Origin of the sequence: Mycolicibacter sp. MU0102, assembly GCF_963378105.1 — a bacterium.
Lineage (GTDB): Bacteria > Actinomycetota > Actinomycetes > Mycobacteriales > Mycobacteriaceae > Mycobacterium > Mycobacterium holstebronense.
Map to the genome: position 1 here is coordinate 2,968,196 of NZ_OY726398.1, position 14,516 is coordinate 2,982,711.

The following is a 14,516-nucleotide window of genomic DNA, read 5'->3' on the forward strand; positions in this document are numbered from 1 at the left end:
CCACCCCTACAGCAGCGTTATCCAGTAATCCTGAAACCGAATAAATATCAACAGGAATAACGCGATAAACCATAACGCAGCGATGGTCCAACGCCAGCGGTGCAAATGCTGCAAATTTTTGCGTATACCACCCTGCTCAGATGCTAGGGCTGCGAATATCACCAGCAGGCACAGCGTGACCGCCCACACCACCATGCAATACGGGCACAGCGCGCCGATCCGGTACAGGCTCTGGAAGATCAGCCAGTGCACGAACCCGGCGCCGACCAGCGTACCCAGCGTCAACCCAGTCCAATACCACTGCGGCAATGGAACTTTCGCGACGGCCAATACCCCGGTGACGACCACCACGCTGAAGGCGATGATCCCCATCAGCGGGTTGGGGAACCCCAGCACGGAAGCCTGCGGGGTGACCATCACCGATCCGCAGGACAGTACGGGGTTGAGGTTGCACGACGGCACGTAGCCGGAGTCCGTGAGCAGCTTGATCTTCTCGACGGTCAGCGTGACCGAGGCAGCCAACCCGATGACTCCGCCGATCAGCACCGCCCAGGCTCGGGCCGGCGCGACCGGCACTACCTGGGCGGGCGATTCGACCGCCGGAGCCGTGATGGTCACGACTGCTGGGCCGGCACAGCCATGCCCGGGACGTCGCCGACGATCTCGCGGATCTTGGAGACCAGGGCCTCCGGAGTCGAGGGGCGGTAGTCCTCGCCATTGATCCGCAGCGTGGGCGTGGCGTGAATGCCCCCGGCGGCAGCCATACCGCCGACCATCTTGAGGTACTTGCCGCTGTTGATGCACGCCGGAACACCGCCTGCGGCGCCGGCTTGGCGGGCCAGCTCGATCAGGCGCTTGTTGTCGGGGAACTCCGTGCCGATCTCCGAGGGCTGCAGCTGCTCGGTGTATAGCGCGGTGTGGAACCGGCGGAAGGCGTCGTTGTTCTCGTCGGCGACGCAGTAGGCCGCAGCTCCGGCGCGCGAGGAGTAGTCATCGTTCTGCGGCCGGTCCAGGATCGCGACCATGTGGTAGTCGGCGGCAATCGCCCCGCTGTCGATCAGCCGGGACACGGTCGGGCCGAACGCCCGCTCAAGGTTGCCGCAGGCCGGGCAGAGGAAGTCTTCGTAGAACGTCAGCACGGCCTTGGGCTCGTCGGTCCCGTCCTTGGTGACCAGCTTGCTCGAGGTGACCCGGATCGCCTCGCCGGCGCCGGCGCCCTTCTTGTGACCGTTGGACACCACGATGTAGCCGATGAGTCCCACCGCGAAGACCACCACGATGGCGACAAGGCCGATCTGCATTGCAAGGTTGCGCTTCTGGTCGCCGGCCTTCAAGCCGGAGGCGCCGGGGCGTTTGGGTTTGCTGGCCACAGTCGATTGGTCCTCGTGTTCGGTGGTCGGTTTGCGGTTCAGCGTACCGGCGCGAGCCCCGGACCTCAGCCGCGGCTGAGGTGCGCGCGCAGCGCCGAGATCAACTCACTGGTCGCGGTCGCGCTACCGCCCCCCAGCGGAAACAGGTTGATGAAGGCGTGCGTCAGCGACGGCATCTGCCGCAGGTCCACCACAACCCCGGCCTCGCGCAGGGCGGCGGCGAACGCTTCGCCTTCGTCGTGCAGCGGGTCGAAGCCGGCGACGGCCACCAGTGCCGGCGGCAAGCCAGACAGGTCGTCGGCCAGCAGCGGCGATACCAGCGGGTCGGTCGGGTCTAGCTGTGAGCGGCCCACGTACTGGTCGGTGAACCAGTCGATGTCGTGCTTGGTCAGCAGAAAGCCGTCGCCGTAGAGGGTGCGCGAACGGGTCTGGGCGGTGCAGTCGGTGACCGGATAGATGAGCCACTGCAGGACCGGTGCCGGTCCCCCTTCGTCGCGCGCCCGTAGTGCGACCGCGGCGGCGAGGTTGCCGCCGGCGCTGTCGCCGCCGACCGCCACCCGCCCGGCAATCCCACCGAGTTCCGCGGCGTGCTCATGTGCCCAGCGGAATGCCGCCAGGGCATCGTCGAGCGCGGCCGGGGCGGGGTGCTCGGGCGCCAGACGGTAGTCGACCGACAGCACCGCGATGTCGCCGTCTCGGCAGGTCAGCCGGCAGATCGCGTCGTGGCTGTCCAGGTTGCCGATCACGAATCCGCCACCGTGGTAGAAGACCAGCAACGGCTTGGCGCCACCACCGACCGGGCGGTAGTGCCGAGCGGCGATGTCACCGGCCGGGCCGGGCAACACGATGTCGCGAACGTCGACATGGATATCACTGCCGCCCAGCCCGGCGGTCGTCTCGCGCAATTGGGCGCGGGAGGCAAGCGCGTCGTCACCGATGACGAAGCCGTTGATGCCCATCGCGCGCTGTGCGGCCAGCGTCAGTCGCAGGGTGGGGTCCAAGGTCTTGCCGTCGATGGTCACCGCGCGACCGCCGGTCATGATCCGTTGCACCCCGATCGGCAGCATCGGTGTCACCTTCATACCGACTGCCATCAAGGTGCTCTGCAGCTGATCGGTCCATCGCGCGCCCCGGCCGGAACGGGAGCCGCCTGGCAGACTTCGTGTCATGGCTGCTGAAGATAGCTTGCGCTGCGTCACGCTCAACGACGGTAATTCCATCCCGAGCGTCGGTTTCGGGGTTTACAAGATTTCGCCCGCCGAGACCGAGCAGGCGGTGCGCACCGCGCTGGCGGCCGGATACCGCCATGTCGACACCGCAGCCCTGTACGGCAACGAGCGGGAGGTGGGCCGGGCCGTCGCGGCATCCGGGCTGCCGCGCGACGAGGTGTATGTGGTCACCAAGGTGTGGAATTCCGACCAGGGCTATGACTCGACGCTGGCGGCATTCGAGGTGAGCATGGAGCGCCTCGGCCTGGATTTTCTGGACCTGTACCTGATCCACTGGCCGCTACCGGCGGCCGGCAAATTCGTCGAGACCTTCCGGGCGCTGGCTCACCTGCGGGATCAGGGCCGGATCCGTTCGATCGGGGTGAGCAACTTCGCGCCCGAGCACCTCGAGATGCTCATCGACGGAACGGGGATCGTGCCCGTCGTCAACCAGGTCGAGTTGCACCCGCGCTTCAGCCAGCCCGAACTGCGTGAGATGCATGCCCGTCTCGGGATCGCCACCGAAGCCTGGGCGCCACTGGGGCGGGGTTCGCTGCTCGATCATCCGGTGGTAACCGAGGTGGCTCGGCGTTGTGGAAAGACACCGGCGCAGGTGCTGATCCGATGGCATATCCAACTGGGTAATATTGTGATTCCGAAATCGGTGCACCCGGAGCGCATCGTCGCCAACTTCGACGTCTTCGACTTCGAACTCGGCACGGCGGAGATGGCCGAGATATCCTCGCTCGACGACGGCGCCCGATTGGGACCCGATCCGCGAACATTCGATTACACAGGTAGGTGAAATGACGTCGGGCACTGCGATCCCCTCGGTCACCCTCAACGACGACCGCACGATGCCGACTCTGGGCATCGGGGTGGCCGAATTGTCCGAAGCCGAAACCGAGCGTGCGGTCTCGACCGCGCTCGAGTTGGGCTGTCGGTTGATCGACACCGCCAAGGTGTACGGCAACGAGGCCGCGGTGGGCCGAGCTGTCGCCGCGTCGGGGATCCCCCGCGAGGAGGTGTTCGTCACCACCAAGCTGGCCAACGCCGACCAGGGACTGACCGCCGCCATCGAAGCCTGCAAGGCCAGTCTGGAGCGGCTCGGAATGGACTATGTGGACCTGTACCTGGTGCACTGGCCGGCTCCGTCGCTGGGTATGTACGTCGACAGCTACGGCGGCCTGATCCAGGCCAGGGAGCTGGGCCTGGCCCGGTCCATCGGGGTGTGCAACTTCACCGCGAATCACCTCGACGACGTGATCGACCTGGCATTCGAGACGCCGTCGGTCAACCAGATCGAGCTGCACCCGCTGCTCAACCAGGCTGAGTTGCGTGCCGCCAACGCCGAGCGCGGCATCATCACGCAGGCCTACAGCCCCCTGGCGGTGGGCCGGTTGCTTGAGCACCCGACCGTGACGGCGATCGCCGGCGAATACGGCAAGACCCCGGCGCAGGTGCTGATCCGGTGGAGCCTGCAACTGGGCAATGTGGTGATCCCCCGGTCCGCTCAGCCCGAGCGCATCGCGGCCAACCTCGACGTGTTCGGCTTCGAGCTGGCCGACGAGCACATGGAGAGCCTGGGCGGCCTCAATGACGGCACCCGGGTGCGGGAAGACCCGCTCACCTACACCGGCATCTGATCCCGGCCGATCCGCACACGCGGGTCAGCGCGCAGACACGCGGCGGTTGATCCGCTCCACCAGCCGGGCCCGCGCTTGCGGCCACTCCTGCCCGATCACCGAGTAGACGATGGTGGTGCGCCAGGATCCGTCGCGGCGCCGGGCGTGGTTGCGCAGGTCGCCCTCTCGGGTGGCGCCGATGGCCTGCACCGCGCGCTGCGAGCGCTCGTTGAGGTTGTCGACGTTGAACTGCACCCGGCCCGCGCCCAGGGCGCCGAAGCAGTGGTCGAGCAGCAGCAGTTTCGACTCGGAGTTGACCGCCGAGCCGCGGACCCGCTGGGCCAGCCAGGTGCTGCCCACCGTCAGTCGGCGGTCCACCTCGCTCATGTCGTAGAGCGAGGTGGTCCCGACGATCTCGCCGGTGCTGACCTCGACCTGAGTCAGCACCTGATGATCCGACGCCAGCGCCGCGGACACCGAGGCTTCGGTGGGCGGCTCGGAGTGCTGGCCGTAGAGGAAATAGCGGGTGCACTCGGTGTCGAAGGCGTGGGCCAGTCCGCCGACATCGGCGAGCACCGTCGGTCGCAACAGCACATGCTTGCCAGGCAGCGTCGGCGTGGTACGCCAGTGGTCGATCGTCATCGGCTCCCCTATCCGGTCGGGCAGGTGGCCGCTGCCTCACGCAGCACGTCGGCTGACGGCTGGTCGAGACGCAGCGCGTAGCCCCGCAGCACCGAAATGTAGGCAATGGCGTATTGGCACGCGAACGATTTATTCGGCGGCATCCACTGTCCAGGACCCGCATCGCCCTTGTCCTGGTTGCCCTGCCCGCCGACCGCCAGCAGGTTGGCCGGGTCGTTGGCGAAGCGCAATCGTTGCCGATACGGCCAGGCCGACGCCCCCATGTCCCAGGCGTAGGCCAGCGGCACGATGTGGTCGATCTGCACCGCCTCGCCGATCTTCGCGCCGCGGGTGAAGGCGACGACGGCGTTGGTGTAGGGGTCGTGCAGGGTTCCGGTGGCCACCGCATCCGGGCAGCGCTTGGTCGACACGTGCGTGATGTCCACCAGATCACGGTTGAGGATGTCGTCGCGGGTGTCGCAGCCGTTGTGACCGCCCGGCGCGTCGTTGTCGTCATCCCAGGCGTCGCCGAAAACCGAACGGCGGTAGTCGTAGCGGTGCGTACGGGCCGGAACGACGGTGATGCCGGCCAGGACATCGGCGCCGGCCGCCACCGTGGGCATGCCGGCCTGCGCCGCCAGGGCACGACTGCGATGGCCCACGGCCGACACCGTCTGGTAGGCCACCACGACGGCGAGCACCGCGGCCACGGCCAGCCACAGCAGGGTTTTACGACTGGTCATGATTTGTCCAGGTAGTCGATGTCGGTGAAATGCGCGGCGAGCGTTGCCAATCCGGGATCATCCGGGTTGGACTCCCAGGCCTGCATGCAGAAAGCGCGGGCCGCCTCGATCACCTCGCCGTGGTCGGCCAGCGACAACAGCTTCAAGCCGCCTCGCCAGCCGGACTGGTTGCGGCCCAACACATCTCCCTCGCCACGCTCGGCCAGGTCCAGATCGGCCAAGGCGAATCCGTCCAAGGTGCCTGCGACGGCCTTCAGGCGCTGCCCCGCCTTGGATCCCGGACCGCTGGAGGTCACCAGCAGGCAGAGGCTGGCATGCTTGCCGCGGCCGATCCGGCCGCGAAGCTGGTGCAGCTGGCTGATACCGAACCAGTCGGCGTCGGCGATCAGCATGACGGTGGCATTGGGTACGTCGACACCGACCTCGATGACTGTGGTGCAGACCAGCACGTCGATCCCACCGCTGCGGAACGCCGTCATCACCGCGTCCTTCTCGTCCCCGGTCAGCCGCCCGTGCATCAAGCCCAGCCGCAGCCCCGACAGCGGCCCGGCTCGCAGCTGATCGAACAGCCCCACCGCGGTGGCCGAGGTTCGGCCGCCCTCATCGGCTGAACCGGGTTTGCTCGGCTCGTCGGTCTCGTCGATGCGGGGTGCCGCCACGTAGGCCTGCCGTCCGGCCGTCACTTCCTCGCGGATCCGCGCCCAAGCCCGATCCAGCCAGGCCGGCTTGTCCTTGACGAAGATCACCGAGCTCGCGATCGGCTGGCGGCCGCGGGGCAGCTCGCGCAACGTGGAGGTCTCCAGATCGCCGTATACGGTGAGCGCCACCGTGCGTGGAATCGGGGTGGCGGTCATCACCAGCAGGTGCGGAGTAATGCCGTCGGGAGCTTTGGCGCGCAACTGATCTCGCTGCTCGACGCCGAATCGATGTTGTTCGTCGACGACCACCATGCCCAGGTTGTCGAATTCGACAGCGTCGACCAGCAGGGCGTGCGTGCCCACGACGATGCCGGCCCGGCCGCTGGCGATCTCGGCGCGAGCCTGCTTCTTGGCAGCCGCGGACATCGAGCCCGTGAGCAGCGCCACCGCGGTGGCATTGTCGGCCTCGCCCAATTGACCGCCGAGCGCCAGCGGCCCGAGCATGTCGCGGATCGATCGGGCGTGTTGGGCAGCAAGGACTTCGGTGGGTGCCAACAGGGCGCACTGATAGCCGGCATCAACCAGTTGCAGCATCGCCAGCAGCGCGACGATCGTCTTACCCGAGCCGACCTCGCCCTGCAGCAGCCGATTCATCGGACGGCTGGCGGCCAGTTCGCCTTCGAGCACGCCGAGCACCTCGCGTTGTCCGGTGGTCAGCTCGAACGGCAGCCGCCGCAACAGTTCTGCGACCATTCCGTTGTCACGGCGCGGTGCCGGTGGCCCGGATTCGGACAATTCACCGTTCCGACGCATCGCCAACGCCCACTGCAGACCGAACGCCTCGTCGACGGCCAGCCGAGCCCGGGCGCGGTCCCGTTCGGCGGCGTTCTCCGACAGGTGGATTGCGCGCAGCGCTTCGTCTTCGCCGAGCAGATCCCGTTCGGTGCGCACCGCAGCCGGCAGCGGGTCCGGGACCGGATCGAGCACGTCGAGCACCTGCCGCACGCAGTTGAAGATGTCCCAGCTCTGCAGTTTTGCGGTCGCCGGGTAGATCGGGTAGCAGCTGCGCTCGAAGTCCGACTGGTTGACCTGCCCGCTGACCTTTTGCGATGCATCGGCGATGTTGCGCAGCGAACTGCTGCCGAAGTTGCGATCGTGGTCTGCACCGTCGGCTTCCTTGAGTACCAGGAAGTCCGGATGGGTGAGCTGGATCGCGCCCCGAAACAGTTTGACCTCACCGGACAACATCACCCGGGTGCCGGGGGTCAACCGCCAGCGCAGGCCTTTGGGGTTGAAGAACGTCGCACTGACCTTGTTGCGGCCGCTACCGACGGTGACAGCGAGGTATTTTCCGTTGCGCCGCTGCATGTCTTTGAGCACCGCTGAGCTAATGGTGTCGACGATGGTGATGTGGTCGCCTTCGGCGGGGCGGCTGTCCTCCGCACCGCGCACCCCGGTGCCTTCGACATAGCTACGCGGGTAGTGCCGCAGCAGGTCCCCGACGGTGCGGATGCCGAAGCATTCGTCGAGTTTGTTGGCGGCATCGGAGCCGACGATGAAATCCAGCCGGTCGGCAGAGGTGACCATCGCTACTCGACCCCGATCAGCAGCGCGTCCCCCCGATGGCCGGTGAAGTAGGTCGCCAGTTCGGTTCCCGGGTGCTGGTCATGCACATGGCGGGCCAAGACGTCCATGACATCTTCCTCTAGCCCATCGATGCCCGCCCCGAACAACACCGTCACCAGTTCACCGCCGGCCGCCAGCAGCAGGTCGATCAGGCCGATCGCCGCGGCGCCGACATTGCGGGCCACGATCAGCACCTCATCACCGGCGATGCCCAAGCCGTCACCGGGCCGGCAGGAACCGGCCCAGGTCAGCGCCTGTTCGGTGGCGACCCGCACCGATCCGAGCCGGGTGCTGCCGGCAGCTCGGGCCATGGTGTAGCCGTCGTCGACCACCGGACGGCCAGGATCGTGGACCGCCAACGCCGACAGCCCCTGCACCATCGAGCCGGTCGGCACCGGCACCACGTCGATACCCCAGCCGATGGCCGCGGTACAGCCCGCCACCAGTTCCTCGGCGGCGACATAGCCGTTGGGCAGCAACATCACCTGCGCTGCGCCGGTGTCCACCACTGCCCGCAGCAGCTGCTGGGCGGTGACCATCATGACCGGCTCGGCACTGTGCGGGTCGGGCCGCAGGACGCACGCACCTTCGGAGTCGAACAGCGCCTCGGCGCCGTCGCCGTCGACCACGGCCAGCACCGCACGCTCCCGCGCCCAGCTGCCCGGGGACGGACCGGCGGCACCGGCCAGGGCCGAGATCTGGATACGCCGTGGCCGGCCGAAGGCCAGGCCCGCCTCGACGGCGGCACCGGCGTCATCGGTGTGCACGTGCACCGAATATCCGCCGACCACCCCCGAGGTGGCGATTGCCACAGATTCCCCGAGCTGATTCAGCCGTTCACGCAGCGCTTCGGTGTCTTCGGGAGCGCACTCACCAAGCAGGTACATGACCTCGAACTGCGGCGCGGGAGCCTCGGTGCCGGCCTCCGGCGGCCGCGGGCACGGCGCGGGCCGGTAGGGCGCCCGTACGGGCGCCTGCCCGGTGATCGTCGATCGCAGCGCGTCGAGCAGCACCAGCAGGCCGCGGCCGCCCGCGTCGACCACCCCGGCCTCGGCGAGCACGTCGAGCTGCGCGGTGGTCGCCTCCAGCGCCTGAGCGGCCGCGTCAGTGCCGGCCACCAGCGCCGGGCCCAACTCGGCTCCGCTGGCCGCGCACTGTTCGACGGCCGCGGCGGCGGCCTGCAACACCGACACGATGGTGCCCGGAACCTCGCGGCCGCCCATCGAGGTGACCACCAGTTCGACCCCGTGCCGCAGACCTGCGCCGAGCAGGGCGGAGTCGATGACGCTGACGCCGGTGTCGGCTGCGGTCACATCGGCCAGGCCGCGCAGGATCTGCGACAGGATCACCCCGGAGTTGCCGCGCGCACCGTGCAGTGCCCCGGATGAGAGGGCGGCCGCGACCCGGCGCACCTCGCCCGAGGCGGCCTCGGTGTTGGCTTCGGCCAGGGCCGAACGCATGGTGAACAGCATGTTTGTTCCGGTGTCGGAATCGGCGACCGGGAAGACATTGAGCTGGTTGATCTCGTCGGTGTGGGTGATCAGGTCACCGACGGCGGTGTGTGCCCAGTCCCGCAAGGTCGCCGCATCCAGCCGACGATCGGGGTTGCCCACCTCCACCCACCTTCCTGCCGACCACCTTCGGTGGCCGCAAGCCTAATCACTCCCGGCGACAGCACAGGTCACGTCCGTCCGCCCGCGATAGGGCGTTTTGGAGGTTGCCCCGCCGGGCGGGTATCCTGATCAGGTTGTCGGGCCACCCGCTGAGGTCGTTGGCCCTCAAGCAGACGTTTTGAGGAGTGTCACATATGGCTGCCGTGTGCGATATCTGCGGAAAGGGCCCCGGCTTCGGTAAGTCGGTATCCCACTCGCACCGTCGGACCAGCCGTCGGTGGGACCCGAACATTCAGGTTGTGCACGCCGCGCGTCCCGGCGGCAACAAGCAGCGCCTGAACGCCTGCACCTCGTGCATCAAGGCCGGCAAGGTCGTCCGCGGCTAAGTCCGCTCTTTCTCGCCGAGCGCAGGGACACCCCTGCCTCCTCGGCGATGCGCGCGACCCGCTGAACCGCGCTACTCCAGTCGCCAGTCGATCGGCTCGGCTCCCATCTGCGCCAGCAACTCGTTGGCACGGGTGAACGGCCGAGATCCGAAGAACCCGCGCGACGCCGACAGTGGCGATGGGTGCGGCGATTCGATCGCGACGCAATGGTCGGACAGCATCGGCTTGAGCGTCCCCGCGTCACGTCCCCACAGGATCGCCACCATCGGCTGACTGCGGGCCATCAACGCGCGGATCGCACATTCGGTGACGGCCTCCCAGCCCTTGCCGCGATGTGACGCAGGGGTGCCCGGTCGCACGGTGAGCACCCTGTTGAGCAGCAACACGCCCCGCTGCGCCCACGCGGACAGATCGCCGTTGGACGGCTTGGGATAGCCCAGATCCGCGGTGTACTCGGTGAAGATGTTCTCCAGGCTGCGTGGCAGCGGCCGCACATCCGGCGCGACCGAGAAGCTCAGGCCCACCGCGTGGCCGGGCGTCGGATAGGGGTCCTGCCCGACAATCAACACCCTGACGTTGTCGAACGGAAACGTGAAGGCACGCAAGATGTTCTGCCCGTCGGGCAGATAGCCGTGGCCGGACGTCGTCTCCTCACGCAGAAACTGCCCCAGTGCGGCGACGTGATCGGTCACCGGTGCCAGCGCAGTGGCCCAACCGCTTTCGACAAGTTCAGGGAGTGGACGCGCAGTCATGGTGTCTCAACGTAATGGGGCGTCGGAATCAAACGACTGCCAGCCCGCCTCCCCGTCCCACACCGCTCCGTCGACCAGCACGCGCGCCGGCCCCGCCAGCACCTGCCCGATCGCCCGCCAACCGGCCGGCACCGCTCCGGGAAACGCGGCGACCAGGGCGTGGTCTTCTCCCCCGCCCAGCACCCACGACCACGCGTCGGCGCCGACCGCTGTGGCCGCAGGCGCCAAGGCTCGATGATCGGCCGCCAGCGCCGCTGTAGATACCTGCAATGTCACCTGCGACGCGGCGGCCAGGTGCCCCAGATCGGCGATCAGGCCGTCGGAGATATCGGTCATCGCCTGCGCCCCGGCATCGGCGGCCACCGCGCCCTGCCCGTACGGCGGTTCCGGGACCAGGTGACGGCGCCTCAGTTCCGCAAATTCTTCCGCGCCCACACCGTCACTCCATAGCCGCAGCCCGGCCGCCGAGCGACCCAACTCGCCGGCCACCGCCAGCGTCGCCCCGGGCCGCGCCCCGGACCGCAGCACCGCTGTCCGGCCGGCCAGGTCCCCCAGTACCGTGACCGACACCACCCAGCAGTCGGCCTGGACCAGATCGCCGCCGACCACGCCGGCACCCACGCGCTCCGCCTCCACCCACATCCCATCGGCCAGGGCCGCGGCGTCGGCGGCTGACGTGTGGGCCGGGGCGCCGAAGCCGACGACGAACGCGGTGGGGCGTGCGCCCATCGCCTCGATATCGGCGGCGTTCTGGGCGATCGCCTTGCGCCCCACCTGCTGCGGGGTTGACCAATCCAGCCGGAAATGGCGACCTTCCACCAGCATGTCGGTGGACACCAGGGCCCGGCCGTCGGCGCAGCTCACCACCGCCGCATCGTCCCCGGGACCCAACTCGGTGGTGTCGGGCTGACGTCGCCCGGCGACCAGCCGGTCGATCATGGGAAACTCTCCAAGCTGACCCAGCGTGGGCTCGTTACCGCGCACAGCCTGGAGTGTAGGTGTGATCAGAACGGTAGGCGGGGCTTGACCACGGACAACGACGCGGACGGACCGCCGCGACTCGCGCTGATCATCGCGCTGGTGGTCGCCGTCGTCGCGGTAGGCGCGGCGCTGACGGTCGCCGCGCGGCACCATCCCGGCAAGCGGCCCGCCGCGCCGGTCCCGATAGCGACGGTGCCTGCTCCGCACGCCGACAGCGAAGACTGCCGCGCCCTCCTCGATGCCCTACCGGCTCAGTTGGGCGATTATCGGCGCGCCGAGCTCCTGGCACCGGCACCACAGGGCGCGGCGGCCTGGACCGCCGAGGACGGCGAGGCAGTGGTGTTGCGCTGTGGGCTGGACCGGCCGGCCGACTTCGTGGTGGGCTCCCCCCTCCAGGTGGTCAACCACGTGCAGTGGTTCGAAGTCCGCGAAGGCGACCGGGCCACCTGGTATGTGGTCGACCGGAAGGTCTATCTGGCGCTGACGCTGCCGCCGGGCTCGGGTCCCACGCCGATCCAGGAGGTGTCGGATCTGATCGCCGACACCGTTGCCGCCGTCCCGATCCGGCCGGGCCCGCCGCGCTGACCACTCGCCAGCGCTGACCACTCACGCCGAGCGTGTAATCAGGCTGAATATTTGGCTGCTTTTTCGCGCGGAGTGCACGCTCGGCGCCACCGGGCAGGGCAGCTCAGCGGAGCCCCACGCCGCGAGCCAGGGCGGTGTCGACCATCGTCGCCAGCAGCGTCGGGTAGTCCACGCCGCTGGCCGCCCACATCCGCGGGTACATCGAGATCGTGGTGAATCCGGGCATGGTGTTGATCTCGTTGATCACCGGGCCGTTGTCGGTCAGGAAGAAGTCCACCCGGGCCAACCCCTGGCAGTCCAGCGCGGCGAAGGCGCGAATCGCCAACTGCTGCACGGCTTCGGCGACGTCGTCGTCGATCTTGGCGGGCACGTCGAGTTCGGCTGCGTCGTCGAGGTATTTGGTGGCGAAGTCGTAGAACGAATCGTCGCGGTCGGCCACGCCGGCCACCCGGATCTCCCCCACGGTGCTGGCGCCCAGCGAGCCGTCGGGGAATTCGAGCACCCCGCATTCGATTTCACGGCCGACGATCGCGGCCTCGACGATGACCTTCGGGTCGTGCCGGCGTGCCTCGGCGATCGCCGCGGGAAGCTCGTCGTACGAGGTCACCCGGCTGACCCCGATCGAGGACCCGCCGCGCGCGGGTTTGACGAACAGCGGCAGCCCCAGCCGCTCCCGATCGTCGATCGACAACGTCTCCTGGGCGGGCCGCAGTACCGCGTAGGGGCCGATCGGCAGGCCGTCGGCGGCCAGCAGCTTCTTGGTGAACTCCTTGTCCATGCCCGCCGCGCTGGCCAGCACGCCGGCACCGACATAGGGCACCCCGGCCAGCTCGAGCAGTCCCTGTACGGTGCCGTCCTCGCCATAGGGGCCGTGCAGCACCGGAAACACCACGTCGACCGATTCCAGCACCTCCGCGGGCCCGGCGGCGGAGAACGCGACCAGCTGACCGGCTCGCTGCGGGTCGGCCGCCAGCGCCAGTTCGGCGCCGGAGTCGTTGCTGACCGCCGGCAGTTGGCGGTCAGTGATCGCCAACGTGTCGGGGTTGCCGTCGGTGAGCACCCACGCCCCCTCCGGGGTGATGCCTACTGCGACGACCTCGAAGCGCTGCGGATCCAGGTTGCGCAGGATGCTGCCCGCCGAGACGCAGGAGATGGCGTGCTCGCTACTGCGGCCACCGAAGACGACGGCCACGCGGGTGCGTTCGTGGGAATTCACACGCCAGAGGCTACCGGGCGGTTAGCGAAGCTGGACCGCCCCATAAACCGGGGGCGGCTTACTCCGGTTTGGTGCGACGTCCCAGCAGCAACGCCACCGCCTCATTGACCGAGGACCCCTTGTGGCAGACCCGGTGCACGGCATCGGTCAGCGGCATCTCCACGTCGTAGCTCAACGCCAGCGCCAGCACCGACTGACATGACGTCACGCCTTCGACGACATGACCGTCGGAGGTGCTCAACAACCCCGCTGACCCGGGCACCGGGGGCATCTCCTCGCCCCGGCCGAGCCGTTCGCCGAACGAGCGGTTGCGCGAGTGCGGGGATGTGCAGGTGGCCACCAGATCGCCCACCCCGGCCAGGCCGGCCAGGGTGGCGCCCTTGGCACCCAGCGCGACGCCCAGTCGAATGATCTCGGCCAGGCCCCGGGTGATGATCGCCGCCGCTGTGTTCTCACCCAGCCCCACGCCGGCCGCCATGCCACAGGCCAGGGCGATGACGTTCTTGCAGGCACCGCCGATCTCGGTGCCGACGACGTCGGAGTTGGTGTAGGGCCGGAAATAGCCCGTGTTGAGCATCCGCTGCAGCGCCACCGCACGACCGGAGTCGGTGCAGGCGACCACGGTGGCCGCGGGCTGTTCGGCGGCGATCTCCGCCGCCAGGTTGGGGCCGGACACCACCGCGACTTGACCGGGATCGAACCCCGTCACCGCCGCGACCACCTGACTCATCCGCATCAGCGTGCCCAGCTCGATGCCCTTGGCGACGCTGACCAGCGTGGCGCTGTCGGTCAGGTGCGGCGTCCACGCTTGGAGATTCGCCCGCATCGTCTGCGCCGGCACGGCCAGCACCACGGTGGTCAAGCCGTCCAGCGCCTCGGCTGGATCACTGGTGGCGCGCACCGCGTCGGGAACCTCGAAGCCCGGCAGGTAGTCGGGGTTGCGTCGGGTCTCGTTGATCTGCGCGGCGATGTCGGGCCGGCGTGCCCAGAGTCTGACGTCACTGCCGGCGTCGGCGAGCACCTTGGCCAGAGCCGTGCCCCACGCGCCCGCGCCCATCACCGCGACCGTGCCCTCGGTGCCGCCCATCGCACACCACCTCCCTATAGGCGCATCACCTTAGCGGTGATCGCGAGCGCGGCGGAGCCGGGCGA

At 68.6% G+C, this 14,516-nt stretch carries 15 protein-coding genes; 4 read left to right on the forward strand and 11 right to left on the reverse strand.

What is annotated here, in order from left to right:
• Nucleotides 1-6: 6 nt before the first annotated feature.
• From RCP37_RS13920 to RCP37_RS13930, 3 genes are all read right to left on the reverse strand, one after another.
• Nucleotides 7-618 carry a vitamin K epoxide reductase family protein gene (locus RCP37_RS13920; protein ID WP_373693020.1) on the reverse strand — a complete coding sequence of 204 codons (612 nt, stop codon included), beginning with the start codon at nucleotides 616-618 and terminating at the stop codon, nucleotides 7-9.
• A complete protein-coding gene (locus RCP37_RS13925) occupies nucleotides 615-1,370 on the reverse strand; it encodes a DsbA family protein (protein WP_308483664.1) in 756 nt (251 codons plus the stop codon). Before RCP37_RS13925 ends, RCP37_RS13920 begins: the two co-directional genes overlap by 4 nt.
• Nucleotides 1,371-1,435: 65 nt before the next feature.
• Nucleotides 1,436-2,539 (reverse strand): alpha/beta hydrolase, encoded by a 1,104-nt coding sequence (locus RCP37_RS13930; protein WP_308483665.1) that lies wholly within the window; start codon nucleotides 2,537-2,539, stop codon nucleotides 1,436-1,438.
• Between RCP37_RS13930 and RCP37_RS13935 the strand changes: the two genes are divergently transcribed.
• Both RCP37_RS13935 and RCP37_RS13940 read left to right on the forward strand, forming a co-directional pair.
• The gene (locus RCP37_RS13935; RefSeq protein WP_308483666.1) at nucleotides 2,538-3,383 is read left to right on the forward strand and encodes an aldo/keto reductase; all 846 of its coding nucleotides are present in this window, start codon (nucleotides 2,538-2,540) and stop codon (nucleotides 3,381-3,383) included. The two genes, RCP37_RS13930 and RCP37_RS13935, sit on opposite strands and share 2 nt — an antisense overlap.
• A 1-nt stretch (nucleotide 3,384) precedes the next feature.
• Nucleotides 3,385-4,224, forward strand: a complete 840-nt coding sequence (locus tag RCP37_RS13940; protein ID WP_308483667.1) for an aldo/keto reductase — start codon at nucleotides 3,385-3,387, stop codon at nucleotides 4,222-4,224.
• Between the two features lie 24 nt (nucleotides 4,225-4,248).
• Here the strand turns inward: RCP37_RS13940 and RCP37_RS13945 are convergent, their stop codons facing one another.
• Genes RCP37_RS13945 through RCP37_RS13960 form a run of 4 tightly spaced genes read right to left on the reverse strand, consistent with a single transcriptional unit; the run spans nucleotide 4,249 to nucleotide 9,444 of the window.
• The gene (locus RCP37_RS13945; RefSeq protein WP_308483668.1) at nucleotides 4,249-4,845 is read right to left on the reverse strand and encodes a GNAT family N-acetyltransferase; all 597 of its coding nucleotides are present in this window, start codon (nucleotides 4,843-4,845) and stop codon (nucleotides 4,249-4,251) included.
• Between the two features lie 8 nt (nucleotides 4,846-4,853).
• Complete coding sequence (locus RCP37_RS13950; protein WP_308483669.1) at nucleotides 4,854-5,567, reverse strand: HNH endonuclease family protein; 714 nt, start codon at nucleotides 5,565-5,567, stop codon at nucleotides 4,854-4,856.
• Nucleotides 5,564-7,792 (reverse strand): ATP-dependent DNA helicase RecG, encoded by a 2,229-nt coding sequence (gene recG / locus RCP37_RS13955; protein ID WP_308483670.1) that lies wholly within the window; start codon nucleotides 7,790-7,792, stop codon nucleotides 5,564-5,566. Before recG ends, RCP37_RS13950 begins: the two co-directional genes overlap by 4 nt.
• A gap of 2 nt (nucleotides 7,793-7,794) precedes the next feature.
• On the reverse strand, nucleotides 7,795-9,444 hold the full coding sequence (locus tag RCP37_RS13960; protein ID WP_308483671.1) for a fatty acid kinase ATP-binding subunit FakA: 1,650 nt from the start codon (nucleotides 9,442-9,444) through the stop codon (nucleotides 7,795-7,797).
• A gap of 194 nt (nucleotides 9,445-9,638) precedes the next feature.
• Between RCP37_RS13960 and rpmB the strand changes: the two genes are divergently transcribed.
• Nucleotides 9,639-9,830 (forward strand): 50S ribosomal protein L28, encoded by a 192-nt coding sequence (gene rpmB, locus RCP37_RS13965; protein ID WP_024443272.1) that lies wholly within the window; start codon nucleotides 9,639-9,641, stop codon nucleotides 9,828-9,830.
• 71 nt (nucleotides 9,831-9,901) lie between these two features.
• On the opposite strand, the gene RCP37_RS13970 is transcribed toward rpmB, so the two are convergent.
• Nucleotides 9,902-10,582, reverse strand: coding sequence for a uracil-DNA glycosylase (locus tag RCP37_RS13970; protein WP_308483672.1), 681 nt, complete (start codon nucleotides 10,580-10,582; stop codon nucleotides 9,902-9,904).
• 6 nt (nucleotides 10,583-10,588) lie between these two features.
• Nucleotides 10,589-11,566 (reverse strand): thiamine-phosphate kinase, encoded by a 978-nt coding sequence (locus RCP37_RS13975; protein WP_308483673.1) that lies wholly within the window; start codon nucleotides 11,564-11,566, stop codon nucleotides 10,589-10,591.
• Nucleotides 11,567-11,605: 39 nt separating this feature from the next.
• Here RCP37_RS13975 and RCP37_RS13980 point away from each other — a divergent pair, with 39 nt between their 5' ends.
• On the forward strand, nucleotides 11,606-12,148 hold the full coding sequence (locus RCP37_RS13980; protein WP_308483674.1) for a DUF3515 domain-containing protein: 543 nt from the start codon (nucleotides 11,606-11,608) through the stop codon (nucleotides 12,146-12,148).
• A 103-nt stretch (nucleotides 12,149-12,251) separates the two neighbouring features.
• Here RCP37_RS13980 and RCP37_RS13985 read toward each other — a convergent pair whose 3' ends face one another.
• Nucleotides 12,252-13,364, reverse strand: coding sequence for a D-alanine--D-alanine ligase family protein (locus RCP37_RS13985; RefSeq protein ID WP_308483675.1), 1,113 nt, complete (start codon nucleotides 13,362-13,364; stop codon nucleotides 12,252-12,254).
• Between the two features lie 58 nt (nucleotides 13,365-13,422).
• The gene (locus tag RCP37_RS13990) at nucleotides 13,423-14,451 is read right to left on the reverse strand and encodes an NAD(P)H-dependent glycerol-3-phosphate dehydrogenase (protein WP_308483676.1); all 1,029 of its coding nucleotides are present in this window, start codon (nucleotides 14,449-14,451) and stop codon (nucleotides 13,423-13,425) included.
• Nucleotides 14,452-14,516: the final 65 nt, after the last annotated feature.